We start from the raw sequence: 14,028 nt of genomic DNA on the forward strand, positions 1-14,028 counted from the left end.
GAAATGAGACTTTTAGGAATTGAAGAAATTGAAAATATTGCGATTGGTGCTGCTGTATTGGGTACTGGCGGGGGCGGTGATCCGTACATAGGGAAAATGATGGCCATCGAAGCCATAAAGAAATACGGAAAAGTTAGAATGATTACAGTTGATGAATTAAAAGATGATGATTTAGTTGTTCCTGTTTCCTCTATTGGTGCGCCGACTGTGGGTGTTGAAAAAATTGCTTCAGAAGAGGAGCTAACAGCCTCTCTGGAGATGCTTGAAAAGGTGCTGGGAAAAAAAGCAACAGCCATCATGCCTATTGAAGTTGGCGGAATTAACTCACTTATTCCTGTAGCAGCTGCTGCGAAAAAGGGAATTCCTGTCCTAGACGCTGATGCGATGGGGAGAGCTTTTCCAGAGGCACAGATGGTGACATTTCACCTTGATGGACTTTCTCCTGGTGCGGTTACGATGGCGGATGACAAAGGCAACACACTTCTTATGTACCCAATCAACGGTGAATGGTCAGAGCGATTGGCACGTGCGGCTACCATTCAAATGGGCGGACAAGCTAAAATGTGTGATTATGCATTAGAAGGAAAATATGTAAAGCAAAGTGCCATACCCGATACATTAACCCTGGCTGAAGATATAGGGAAAATTATTCGTCATTCAAAGGTTAAAGGATTAAATCCAGTCAAAGAAATGCTTAAGAAACTTGAAGGCTTTGAATTGTTCCAAGGAAAAGCGGTTGATATCCGCCGCCGTATTCAGGAGGGATTTACTAAGGGGGAGGCTTTAATTGAAGGTATAAATAAAAATAAAGATCAGCTTGTCAAACTCTTCTTTCAAAATGAGCATTTATTGGCAGTTGATGCATCGAAAGACAAACCACTTGCCATTACTCCTGATTTAATTGCTGTGTTAGATTTAGAAACCGGCGTTCCGATCACAACAGAGGGTTTAAAATATGGGGCAAGGGTCATTATTATCGCATTCCCATGTCATGAGAAGTGGCGTACAAAAAAAGGAATTGAAACGGCCGGGCCACATTATTTCGGTTATCCATATGAATATGAGCCGGTAGAGCAGCTAGAACGGAAAAGAAAGGACTGGGAATAATGAATTATCGTGTTGGAATCGATGTCGGAGGTACACACACAGATTCCGTTCTTCTGAATGAAAACTTAGAGTGTATTTGCCAAGTAAAGGTCGCTACAACAACAGATATTAGTACGGGGATCAATCATTCTGTAAGAGAGCTTCTTAGTAAAAGTAAGGTAGATCCTCAAAGGATTAAATATGTGATGCTGGGCACGACACATTGTACAAATGCAATTGTGGAGCGTAAAAAGCTTACTAAGGTTGGTGTCATAAGGCTAGGCGCACCAGCAACAACTGCCATTCCTCCTTTAGCTGGTTGGCCGGATGACATAATCGAAAAAATTGGAATGAATACAAGAATTGCATCTGGAGGATATGAATATGACGGCAGAACAATTGCAGAGATTAACGAGCATGAAATAAGAGAAATTTGCCAAGAGTTCAAAGGAAAGACACACTCTATCGCTATTGTTGGTGTGTTCTCCCCTGTAAATCAGCTTCAAGAAAAAAGAGTCGCAGAAATTGTGAGAGAAGAATTAGGTGAGGATCTATACATTTCTTTATCAAATGAAATTGGAAGTGTAGGGTTGCTAGAAAGGGAAAATGCAACCATATTAAATGCAGCCTTAAAAGAAATCATCAAAGAGGTTGCAGAAGGTTTTCAACAAACACTTGAAAAAGAAGGAATCGATGCAAAGATTTACTTTGGCCAAAACGACGGAACATTAATGACTTGTGAATATGCACTTGAGTATCCAATCCTAACTATTGCAAGCGGCCCAACGAATTCGATAAGAGGTGCAGCACATTTGACAGGTTTGGACCATGCTTTGGTTGTTGATATAGGAGGAACAACTACTGATATTGGGGTACTTGTCAACGGCTTCCCAAGAGAGTCGTCATTGGCTGTCGATATTGGCGGGATTCGTACAAACTTCCGTATGCCAGATCTCTTATCTATGGGCCTAGGCGGGGGAACCATTGTTTATAACAAGGATGGGGAAGTAGCCATTGGACCAGAAAGTGTAGGTTACTTATTATCTGAAAAGGGCATAGTCTTTGGAGGAGATACACTAACCACAACAGATATTGCCGTCAAAATGGGGAAGTTTAAACTCGATCAGGCACAAACGGAAAATATAGATCCCGATTTAGCCGAGAAAGCTGATCAATTGATTTCTAGAATGCTAGAAGATGCAATCGATCGAATGAAAACGAGCAGAGACGATGTTCCGGTCATTCTAGTTGGAGGCGGGAGTATTCTTGTATCTTCAAAGCTCAAGGGTGTATCAAAGGTGTATATGCCAGAAAACTTTGCTGCTGCAAATGCAATAGGTGCAGCTCTAGGTGAGGTTAGCGGAGAAACCGACAAAATTTATACACTAGAATCAAACACATATGATGAAATCATTGAGGATGCAAAAAATCATGCGATTAACTCAGCGATAACAGCAGGGGCATCCCCTTCTACAGTGAAAATAGTAAGTATAGAGGATATCCCTCTCGCTTATCTTCCAGGTAATTCCATCCACGTAAAAGTAAAGGCGGCCGGTCTACTAAAAGAATAAGGGACCTTTAAAAGGAAATTTAAGAACCCTCCTTTTTAAAAAAGTCCTTGCAATCTGTGTGAGGACTTTTTTAATAGTCAAAAAATAACAGGTAATGTTATTGACACAAACGAAATTGGTGCTAAAATATTCAGTATATTTAATATATTTACTCAAAATTAAGTATACTGAATTATTACCAATGGAGGGTTAGTAAAGTGGAGGAAGTTTTTGAGAAAATCAAGAAGCTAAGGACGAGCCGTAATTGGACACTAAAGGAATTAAGTCAAAAGACAGAGCTCTCAAGCGCATTTTTATCCATGATAGAACGCGGTTCTTCATCCTTAACGATCACCTCACTAAAAAAAATCGCCGATGCCTTTGAAGTAGACATATCATACTTTTTCCAAAAGCCTTTAATCAACAAAACCTATCATGTTGAAGAATCAGAGCAAATATCTTTCCAAATTCAAAATTCCCAAACTACTTACATTCGTTTAAACGGAAATTTCCCGAACAGACTTTTTGAACCATTAATCGTTGTCTTAAAACCAAACCAGCAAAAGGATGAAAACTTTGTCCATAAAGGGGAAGAATTTTATTACATATTAAAGGGTGAAGTAAGTTTTATAGTCGATCATGACAAATTTACTGTTAAGGCCAATGAATCTATCCATTTTCCTTCTAACATACCGCATGATTATGAAAACCCGCTACAAGAGGAATCTGTCATGCTATGCGTACTAACACCCTCCATCTTTTAGAGAAAGTGGATCATTTCAAGAGAAAAAATTATTAAGGGGAGAGAATGGATGAGAGTTTCAACTGATGTTGGCGGAACATTTACAGATTTAGTATATGTATCAAATGAAGGAGAAATTGGATTTTCTAAGAGTAATACGACTCCTCCAAACTTTGAGGAAGGTGTCCTAAATGTTCTTGCGAAAAGCCAAATATCCCTAACTGAGATAGAGACATTTATTCATGGGACTACCGTTATTATTAATGCATTAACGGAAAGAAAAGGAGTTAAAACAGCCCTAATTACGACAAAAGGTTTCCGGGATGTTTTAGAAATCGGCCGTGGAAACAGGCCAGACTTATTTAACGTCCGCTATCAAAAGCCAAAACCAATTGTCCCTCGTTTTTTAAGAAGAGAGGTAGAGGAAAGGCTTAATTATAAAGGAGAAGTCATAATCCCGTTAGATAAGGACGAGATTATGAGGATAATAGATGATTTCAAAAGGGAACAGGTCGAAGCGATTGCCATTGTCTTCCTTCATTCATATAAAAATCCTTCACATGAAGTAGAAGCAGCAAAGATTATTCAGGAGTTATGGCCAGAGGTTTCTATTACGACTTCCCATGAGATGACAAAGGAATGGCGGGAATACGAGCGGACGAATACGGCTGCAATGAATTCCTATGTAAAGCCGATTGCCTCTAATTATATTAATCAATTAGAACAGAAATTAATGAAACAAAATGTGAAAGCACAAAAATATATTATGCAATCGAATGGCGGCACAACAACCTTTGGGCTGGCGAAAGAGGCCCCGATCAATATGGTAGAATCTGGTCCGGTTGCAGGTGTGTTCGGTTCAGCTATTTTAGGCGAGTATCTTGGTGAAAAGAATTTAATTGCTTTTGATGTTGGCGGAACTACGGCAAAGTGCTCCTTGATAGAAAACGGCAATGTAAAAATTACGACTGATTATCAGATTGAGAGAACAGAGAAATGGGCGGGCTATCCTTTAAAGGTTCCGGTCGTAGATATAGTAGAAATTGGGAATGGTGGCGGCTCTATTGCCTGGATCGATTCAGTAGGCTCTTTACGTGTCGGTCCTCAATCAGCGGGGGCTGTCCCAGGTCCGGTTGCCTATGGTAAAGGAGGAGAAGAACCGACCATTACAGATGCAAACCTATTAACGGGGAGACTATCAGCTGATCGATTTGAGCATGCAGTTGATTTACAGAAAGTTAAGGATGTCATGACTGATAAGGTGGCAAAGCCTTTTGGCATAAAGGTTGAGGATGCAGCTTTAGGAATTATTCGTCTAGCTAATTCCAATATGCTAAATGCACTGAAGCTTATTTCAGTAAGAAAAGGCTTTGATCCTCGGGATTTTACAATGGTTGCATTTGGCGGCGGGGGACCATTACACGGCACCTACTTAGCAGCAGAATTAGGGATTAAAAAGGTGATTGTTCCAGTGGCTTCAGCTGTTTTCTCTGCATGGGGCATGTTGATGACAGATTTACGGTCTGACATTATTCAAACCTATATTAAACGATTAAAAAATGCAGATATAAACGAGATAAATGAGATGTGGCACCTATTAGAGCAGAAGAGTATGGAGCGGTATATAGATGAGGGAGTAAAGAGAGAGGATATTCTTTTCATGAGATATGCCGATCTTCGTTATGTTGGTCAGGAGCACACAGTAAAGGTGCCAATGCCAAATGGGCAGTGGGACCAAGATACAACTCAGCAAATTATTGAGTCCTTCCATTATTATCATAAAAAGGCTTATACCTTTAATTTAGAAGAGGCAGAGGTAGAAATTGTAAACTTGCATTTAACAACAGTAGGAAAGGTTAATCGACCTGAACTAAAGAAGCTGGAATCATCGAATGATCAAGAGGCTGTCGTAGAATATAGCAGAAATGTTTATTTTGAAGAGGACGGCTGGCTAATGACAAATGTATTTGACAGAAGTCAGTTGAGACCGAAGATGATGATACAAGGACCAGCTGTTGTTGAAGATAATATGTCATCTGTTGTTGTATATCCGACTCAAACGTTAGAGGTCGACCTGTATGGAAATCTAGTTATTTATACTGGAGGGAAGTAAGTTGGCGCAGAAAACAATTGATCCGTTCACATTGGAAATTGTAAAGGATTCCCTAACCTCAATTGGAGAAGAAATGTTTTTTACATTAGGACGAACTTCAATGAGCCCAATTATTTATGAGGTGTTGGATTATGCAACAGGTATAACAGATGCTAAAGGTTTTTTATTAACGCAAGGTAATGGGGTTGCTGGATTTATTGGAATGATTAGTTCGATGGTAAAAGAAACAGTAAAGAAATATGGTGATGATTTAAAGCCAGGAGATATTGTGATCATAAATGATTCTTATAATGGCGGAGGTTCTCATCTTTCTGATGTCGGATTAGTAATGCCTATTTTCTATAATGATGAATTAGTTGCTTTTTCAGCCAATAAAGCTCATTGGACAGAAATTGGGGGAAAGGACCCGGGGTCGTTTTCGAATGATGCAACTGAAATTTATCAGGAAGGACTTCAGTTTCCTTGTATTAAATTATTTGATGAAGGGAAAATCAATCAGGCCCTTGTCGAAATGATTCGAGCAAACGTAAGGTATCCGGATTTATCCATAAGTGATATGTGGGCACAAATCGCATCTTTAAGAATTGGTGAAAAACGATACCAAGAATTATGTGATAAATACGGTGTTAATACCGTTCAGCATACGGCAGATTTCCTTCTGGACCAAGGGGAGATGGCAGCAAAAAGTTTAATCAAGCTTCTGCCTAATGGAGAGTACTTTGCAGAAGACTCTATCGATACAGATGGGCTTGGAAATGGACCGTTTAAGGTACAAGTAAAGGTCACTATTATGGATGAACGCTTTATTTGTGATTTTAGAGGAAGTCATCCTCAAGTGCCTGGACCTGTTAATTGCTCCTATACGACTCTCGTTTCAGATGTTCGGACTGTGTTTTTGTCCATTATTAACGATGAGCATCAGATTAATGATGGGGTTTTCCGACCACTTGAAATCATTACAGATCCCGGTTCAATTTTTTCGTGTGAGCGGCCAGCGCCAATGTCTGTTTATTGGGAAAGTGGAGCAATGGGTGGTGACCTCGTTTGGAAGGCTTTAGCAAGTGTTCTTCCAACAAAGCTGGGTGCTGGGCATTTCCTATCTGTATGTTCCGTAACCTTATCTGGAAAACATCCCGATACAAAAGAGCCATTTTTAATTGTAGAGCCTTCAGTTGGAGGCTGGGGTGCAAATAACGAGGAAGATGGCGTAAGAGCCCAGTTCTGTATTGGTGATGGAGAAACGTATAACGTACCGGTTGAAATTGCTGAATCAAGATATGGAATCATGGTCGATGAGTACTCTCTAAATACGGATGGTGCTGGTGCAGGGCAATTTATTGGAGGTTCAGGAGTTATTCGTTCCTATAGAGCTTTAACTGATCATCAAGCTGTTTCTGTAACGTACGGACGTAATAAATTTGCACCATGGGGTTTGCGTGGTGGGAAAGATGGATCAACTAATCACTTTTATATAGAAAAAAGTAACGGAGAAGTCGATGGACCATTTGGTGTGTATGCTCGCTATCCTTTAAATAAAGGAGATGTCGTTAAGCTTGTAACAGGGACTGGCGGAGGGTATGGAAACCCATTTGATAGAGACGCCCAGCTCGTAGCTGAAGATGTAAAAAATGCATACATTTCAGTTGAACAAGCTGAGGAGATCTTTGGAGTTTTAATTGAAAAGGATACTTTTAAAATTAAAGGATTAACGAAGTGTAGACTAGACGGTTAGGAATAGGTTCGGTGCAATTGAAATAAAAAAGATAACTAGGAGGTTCCCTTTTGAGGACTTTAACACAGCAAGAAGCAGAGGACATTTTATATGGTGCATGTATATATGGTACTGGGGGTGGAGGTGATCTAAAGGAAGGTTTAAGGATCATCAGCGAGATCTACTCGAATGGGAAGCAAGTTCGAATGGTTTCCTTAGAAGATGTTGAAAAGGATTGGCTAATTGCTTCGCCCTATTATGTTGGTTCGGTTGCCTCCCCTAAAAAGGAAGTAGTGGAGAAACTAGAAAATCTTCTAAAATCGAAGGAAAATGTATCTGTTTTAGCTGCGAAGTCATTGCAGAAAGCATTAGGAAAAAAGCTAGATGCTGTCATTCCTACAGAACTTGGTGCAAATATCGCTTGGGCTATGGAAACAGCTGCTTCTCTTAATATCCCGTTAGTAGATGCAGATCCTGCCGGAAGGGCTGTCCCAGATATTGCTCATACAACATTTAATATTTTCGATATACCCATTGCCCCGTTCGCTCTTGCCAATAAGTATGGGGACGTTTTGATTGTGCAGTCGGTTGCTAATCATGATCGTGCAGAGGATATAGCTAGGAACTTTGCCATTTCTTCAGGCAATATTGCCGGAATGTGCGACCATCCTATATTAGGTGAAAGGTTAATGAGTACAGTTATTCGTGACACTCTTACTAATTCTGAGCGTGTCGGAAAGGCTAGGAGACTAGCAAATGAGCAAGGTCTCTCTCCTATCAATCCGATATGTGAAGCTGGTCAAGGAAGGATTTTAATAAAGGGGACCGTAACGTCTTCGAACTGGAAAGATGTAATTGGATTTATAGAAGGAAATATCACGATTTCCTCTCTTGATGGGAAAGATTATTTATCACTATGGTTTAGAAATGAACATATGGTTGCTAGGAATGGTAATGGGATCGTCTCTATTATTCCAGAATTAATAACAGTTGTTGATTTGAACGATGGGCACCCGATATTAAATCCAAACTGTAAAGAAGGAATGGAAGTGGCCGTTATTACTTACCCTGCACCGCAAGCATGGGAAACTGAAAAGGGATTAGCTATTTTCGGTCCGGAATACATTGGAGAGAATAGAGAATTATATTCTCAGCTTAAGAGTTTAGCAGATTTTTCACATACGAAGCAGGCTTAAACTCAACATGATTTTTGGATAAATAACAATAGTAGGAGGTAGGAGGAAATGAAAAGAACTAAATGGTTTTGGTTCATGACTGTCTTGAGCTTGCTTGTTGTATTAGCTGCATGCAGTAATAATACAGCCACAAATGATGGCAATAGTTCGGACGGCAAAGAGTCAGAGGGTGCACCAAAAGGCGGCGTGGCGGTGTTTGGAGCTCATGATGAAATTATGACATTTTGGGATCCAAGTGATAGCTATTCGAATGAAATTGTTGCCATGAACAATATGTATGAAACCTTATTGAGGTATGATGCAAATTCTGAAACATTCACAAATGTACTAGCTGAAGGGTATGAAGTATCTGAAGATGGACTTACTTGGACTTTTACATTAAAACAAGGGGTAAAGTTCCATACAGGAAACGAAATGACAGCTGAAGCTGCTAAAGCCGCTATTGAAAGAACGATGGAAAGAGGAAAGGGAGCGGCATTCATCTGGGATCCTGTACAGGAAATTCATGCAAAGGATGCTTATACGTTAGAATTTGTTTTATCCTATCCGGCAGCTTTAGACACCATTGTTTCATCAGGCTACGCTTCTTTCATTTTTGATGCAAAGGCAGCTGAAGAAAATGGAGGCGAACAATGGTTTAATGAAGGGAATTCTGCAGGTACAGGACCTTATAAGCCAGAAAAATGGGAGCGGGGAAGCCAATTAATCCTGACTTCAAATAACGAATATTGGGGTGAATGGAAGCCAAATCAATTTCAGAAAGTGGTCTTCAAATCAATCCCTGAAGCAAATACTCGACTGCAAATGGCAAAAGGAGGCGAACTGCATTTCGTTCAGCAGCTGCCAAATGAACTCGTAAAATCTATAAGTGGGGATAATACGGTTTCAATTCAAGAAACAGAAAGCTTCCAGCAATTAATTTCATTATTCAATACGGAAAAAGAGCCTTTAAATAATCCAAAGGTTCGTCAGGCTATTTCCTATGCGATTCCATATGAAAGCATTGTTAAGGATATTTTAGGCAATACAGCTACTCAATCCTTTGGATCAATCCCAAAAGGCTTATGGGGACATAGTGAGGATTTAAAGCAATATGAATACAACATCGAAAAAGCAAAGGAATTGTTAAAGGAAGCCGGAGTAGACGGTGGGAAACTAACGCTTACTTACCTCTCCGCTGATGAAGATGAGCGGCAAATAGCCGAATTAATGAAGATTGAATTTGCTAAGATTGGTTTTGATTTAGAGCTAAAAGGCATGCTTTGGGAAGCTCAATGGGACCTTGCTAAATCACCCAATCCTGAGGAGCGTCAAGATATATTATTTATGTACTGGTGGCCGGACTACGCAGATCCGTATTCATTTATGAAGAATTTATATGGATCAGAGGATGAAATCGTGTTTAATTTAGCTTACTTTAAAAATGTAAGCTATGACAAATTGGTAGATGAAGCACAAAAGATTGCAGGTGTTGATAGAGAGAAAGCAATTGATTTGTATAAACAGGCACAGGATATTTTAGTGGAAGAATCACCAGGACTATCACTTTACGACAAAAAATATGTGCGTATTATTAACAATAGCCTCGGGGGATATGTAGATAATCCAGCATATCCAAACGTAGTATTTTTCTATGACACATTCAAACAATAGGTGATCCCTTATGATTCGTTTTTTTCTCCGTAGATTGTTACTTGGTATTTTTGTATTATTTGGTGTTTCATTGATCACCTTTATTATTGCTAGAGTTATTCCTTCTGAACCAGCAGCCCGTTGGATTGGACCGAAGGCAACTGCTGAACAAATTGCAGCAGCCAAGGTTGAATTGGGGTTGGACCAACCCCTTTATATTCAATATTTAACTTATATGAAAGGGTTATTTTCAGGTGATTGGGGAGTATCTATTACTTCCCATCAATCTGTTTTAAAAGAACTTTTAACCTTTCTTCCGTCAAGCTTAGAAATTATTTTTGGCGGCATGTTAATCGCGATAATCATTGGGATTCCATTAGGAGTTTTGACGGCAATTAAAAAGGAAACATGGTTAGATCATCTTGCGAGAGGAATAAGCATTGGCGGTGTGTCCATTCCAACCTTTTGGTTAGCGATGATCCTACAGCTGATTTTCTATCAAACATTAGGATGGTTTCCGTTAGGTGAAAGGGTATCAACGGATGTTGCATTACTTTATCCAATCGAAACGATAACGGGATCCAATTTGTTAGATTCCTTATTGCAAGGGAATTGGATTTACTTCAAGGATGCACTTATGCATTTAATATTGCCAATGCTAACAATGGCGGCATTTCCTTTAGGAGTGGTCACAAGGATGACACGATCCTCCATGCTTGAGGTAATCGGTGAGGAATACATGCGCGTTACTAAAGCCTATGGTTTTTCAAATATAACTAGAACGTTTAAATATGCCTTGAAAAATGCTATGGGTCCAACGGTTACATCGCTCGGTCTTACATTTGCCTATGCATTGACAACTACTTTTCTCATTGAATCTGTTTTTACATGGCCAGGGTTAGGATTGTATACTTCTAAAGCTATTCTTTCATCAGATTATCCAGTCATAATGGGTATAACAATTTTTGTTACAGGAGCGTATCTCTTTGTAAACTTCCTAGTTGATATGGTCTTAGCCATACTAGACCCACGAATTAAGTTAAATGCGGAATAGGAGGAAAACAATATGCTTAAAGTGAATCCAAATGTTTCTCCTCCTTCCTCGGAGAAAGCATTAATGAAGAAAAGTTCAAATAAAAGTGCATTTTTGAGTGAAATTCGGTATTTCTTTAAAATGAATAAGCTGGCAGGAGTAGGCTTTTTTATCATTTTATTTTTGGTGGCTATCGCTGTTCTGGCGCCAGTCATTGTTCCTTACCCAGGCGATATTGCCTCTGAATCACATTTAGAGAAGAAGTTTTTGCCTCCGAGTTCGGAGCATTTATTCGGAACGGATGAACTTGGAAGAGATTTATTTAGCAGAGTGCTATACGGTGCAAGAATCTCTTTCCAAATTGGCTTAATTGCGATTGGGTTAGCTGTAGCAATTGGTCTTCCTTTAGGCTTAATTGCGGGCTATTTTGGAAAATGGATTGATGAGACCATTATGCGGATTTGTGATATTTTCTTAAGCTTTCCACCCCTATTGTTATCCATTGCCATTGCAGCATTATTAGGTCCCTCCATTACAAATATGATGATTGCCATCGCTATTTCCTGGTGGCCGTGGTATACGAGATTAATACGCGGACAAGTCATTTCGTTACGTGAACGTGGATTCGTTGAGGCTGCAAAAGCGATGGGGGTTCCATCTTGGACAGTCATCATAAGGCATATCCTGCCAAACAGTTTAGCCCCGATCATCGTCCAAATATCAATGGACTTTGGCTCGATTATTCTGACAGCTGCATCTTTAAGCTTTCTTGGGCTAGGTGCACAGCCTCCCCAGCCAGAATGGGGACTTCTCATTAATATAGGGAAGAATTTCTTTTTGACAAATTGGTGGTATGTCACATTCCCAGGTTTATTTATATTTATTACTGTTATGGCCTTTAATTTATTTGGAGATGGATTGAGAGATTATCTAGATCCGAAAACCCGTGATCAATAGGAGGGAAAAGAAGTGGATGTTCTTTTAGAAATGAAGAATGTAAAGGTAGAAATTGAAACTCGCTCCGGAACATTTACCGCTTTGGATCTAGAACAGCTCTCGATTAATCGTGGCGAAACAATAGCCTTAGTAGGTGAAACGGGTTCAGGGAAATCTATGACAGCATCTGCAATCATGAATTTATTTCCTACCAAAAAGGCTTGTGTTAAGCGCGGGTCTATCCTTTTTGAAGGGGTCGATTTAGTGAGCATCCCTGAAAAAAAGCTGGAGGCATTTAGAGGAAAATCAATGACAATGATTTTTCAGGACCCGATGACATCATTGAATCCAGTCTTTCCGGTTGGAGAGCCTATGATAAATATGATTCGAAAACATTTATCTTTATCAAAAAAAGCTGCGAAGGAGAAAGCAATAGAATCCTTATCCTTTGTCGGGCTGCCTGATCCTAAGGGGACTTTAAAAAGATACCCCCATGAACTAAGTGGCGGGCAGCGTCAAAGAGTCATGATTGCGATGGCAATGGCGTGTAATCCTAAGCTATTAATTGCTGATGAACCGACAACTGCCTTAGATGTGACTATTCAATCGCAAATTCTTTATATAATTAATAGAATGAAAGAAACACATGGTACGTCCATTCTTTTTATTACCCATAATCTCAGTGTTGTTTCAAAAATTGCCGACCGAATTGTCATTATGTACGGTGGTCATATCGTCGAAACAGGGCGGACGAAAGAAGTGTTTCAAAATCCGAAGCATCCTTATACAACGATGTTAATGGATGCAATTCCAAAGCTTAAAGAAACGCGTGAAAAACTGCCTGTTATTGATGGAATGATTGACCGATCACTAACAAGCTGTCCTTTTTTCAACCGCTGCCCAAGTGCAAGACCAGAATGTAATTCGAAAGGGATGCCAAATTTAACGAGTGTAAATGAGACTCATAAAGTGGCCTGTTATTATCCGAATGGGGGAGGTTCTGTTCATGACTGATTTACTAGAAGTCGTAAATTTAAAAAAATACTTTCCCGTTAGAACAGGTTTGTTTCGAAAAAAGAGCTTTTTACATGCAGTTGATGATGTTTCTTTTTCGATTAAAGAAGGGGAATGCTTTGGCCTTGTGGGGGAGTCAGGCTGCGGCAAAAGCACAATTTCGCGAACTATTTTGCGTTCTCTAGCTCCTACAGATGGATCCGTAATCTTTGGAAATAAAGATTTATTCACATTAAATAAAATAGAAGATAAACAAAGCCGTAAAGAAATCCAAATGGTGTTTCAAGACCCGTATTGGTCGGTTAATCCGAAAATGACGATTGGCTCCATTATTGAAGAACCGATGAAAACTCATCTGTCCTTAAACAAACAAGAGAGGGAAGCAGAAGCGAAAAGACTATTATATGAAGTGGGGCTTTCAGAGGACTTCTATAAGCGCTACCCGCATCAATTAAGCGGCGGGCAAAGACAGCGGGTTGGGATCGCCCGTGCCATCGCATTAAATCCTAAATTTATTATTTTAGATGAGCCAACATCTGCCCTTGATATGTCAGTGCAGGCACAAATTTTGAATTTATTAAAGGAGCTTCAGCAATCCAAAGGGTTTACGTATTTATTTATTTCACATGATTTAAGTGTTATTAAACATATGTGTACAAGAGTTGGCGTTATGTACTTAGGGGAGATTGTAGAAATTGGAGAGGTGGATCAAGTCTTTGATAAGCCTGCCCACCCCTATACACAACTGCTATTGGAATCTTTGCCAACGATGGATGAACAGTCCGCTTTTTCCCTTACTATGTATGAAGGTGAAATGCCTAAAGCCATCGATCCACCTAAAGGCTGCCGGTTTGCCCAGCGCTGCCTTTATGCTGTTGAGGACTGCTCAGAAAAGCAAGAACTAGTAGATTATGATGATGGGCGGATGGTCCGGTGTCATTTGGTAAAGAGCTGATGGATGAAAGGTTCATGGTATACGTTTTGATAAGAAAGCGGCTCAAACGGTAGTCATGAG

General features: G+C 39.8%; 11 protein-coding genes. All 11 read left to right on the forward strand.

The window, feature by feature from the left end; genetic code table 11:
• Positions 1-3 precede the first annotated feature (3 nt).
• The 11 genes from V7164_RS01230 to V7164_RS01280 all read left to right on the forward strand — a co-directional run bounded on the left by V7164_RS01230 (position 4) and on the right by V7164_RS01280 (position 13,968).
• Positions 4-1,107, forward strand: coding sequence for a DUF917 domain-containing protein (locus V7164_RS01230; protein ID WP_335353250.1), 1,104 nt, complete (start codon positions 4-6; stop codon positions 1,105-1,107).
• The gene (locus V7164_RS01235) at positions 1,107-2,657 is read left to right on the forward strand and encodes a hydantoinase/oxoprolinase family protein (protein ID WP_335353251.1); all 1,551 of its coding nucleotides are present in this window, start codon (positions 1,107-1,109) and stop codon (positions 2,655-2,657) included. Before V7164_RS01230 ends, V7164_RS01235 begins: the two co-directional genes overlap by 1 nt.
• Positions 2,658-2,854: 197 nt before the next feature.
• Positions 2,855-3,400, forward strand: a complete 546-nt coding sequence (locus V7164_RS01240; protein WP_335345170.1) for a helix-turn-helix domain-containing protein — start codon at positions 2,855-2,857, stop codon at positions 3,398-3,400.
• 48 nt (positions 3,401-3,448) lie between these two features.
• On the forward strand, positions 3,449-5,491 hold the full coding sequence (locus V7164_RS01245) for a hydantoinase/oxoprolinase family protein (RefSeq protein ID WP_335353252.1): 2,043 nt from the start codon (positions 3,449-3,451) through the stop codon (positions 5,489-5,491).
• Position 5,492: 1 nt separating this feature from the next.
• Positions 5,493-7,223 carry a hydantoinase B/oxoprolinase family protein gene (locus V7164_RS01250; RefSeq protein ID WP_335353253.1) on the forward strand — a complete coding sequence of 577 codons (1,731 nt, stop codon included), beginning with the start codon at positions 5,493-5,495 and terminating at the stop codon, positions 7,221-7,223.
• A gap of 50 nt (positions 7,224-7,273) precedes the next feature.
• The gene (locus V7164_RS01255; protein ID WP_335353254.1) at positions 7,274-8,398 is read left to right on the forward strand and encodes a DUF917 domain-containing protein; all 1,125 of its coding nucleotides are present in this window, start codon (positions 7,274-7,276) and stop codon (positions 8,396-8,398) included.
• Between the two features lie 48 nt (positions 8,399-8,446).
• Positions 8,447-10,051 (forward strand): ABC transporter substrate-binding protein, encoded by a 1,605-nt coding sequence (locus tag V7164_RS01260; RefSeq protein ID WP_335353255.1) that lies wholly within the window; start codon positions 8,447-8,449, stop codon positions 10,049-10,051.
• A gap of 10 nt (positions 10,052-10,061) precedes the next feature.
• Positions 10,062-11,084, forward strand: a complete 1,023-nt coding sequence (locus V7164_RS01265) for an ABC transporter permease (protein WP_335345165.1) — start codon at positions 10,062-10,064, stop codon at positions 11,082-11,084.
• Between the two features lie 12 nt (positions 11,085-11,096).
• A complete protein-coding gene (gene nikC / locus V7164_RS01270; RefSeq protein WP_335345164.1) occupies positions 11,097-12,020 on the forward strand; it encodes a nickel transporter permease in 924 nt (307 codons plus the stop codon).
• Positions 12,021-12,032: 12 nt separating this feature from the next.
• On the forward strand, positions 12,033-13,013 hold the full coding sequence (locus V7164_RS01275; protein WP_335353256.1) for an ABC transporter ATP-binding protein: 981 nt from the start codon (positions 12,033-12,035) through the stop codon (positions 13,011-13,013).
• Positions 13,006-13,968, forward strand: coding sequence for an ABC transporter ATP-binding protein (locus V7164_RS01280; RefSeq protein WP_335353257.1), 963 nt, complete (start codon positions 13,006-13,008; stop codon positions 13,966-13,968). The genes V7164_RS01275 and V7164_RS01280 overlap by 8 nt, the downstream gene beginning before the upstream one ends.
• Positions 13,969-14,028 lie beyond the last annotated feature (60 nt).

Origin of the sequence: Bacillus sp. JJ1474 (assembly GCF_036965225.1) — a bacterium.
Taxonomy (GTDB): domain Bacteria; phylum Bacillota; class Bacilli; order Bacillales; family Cytobacillaceae; genus Cytobacillus.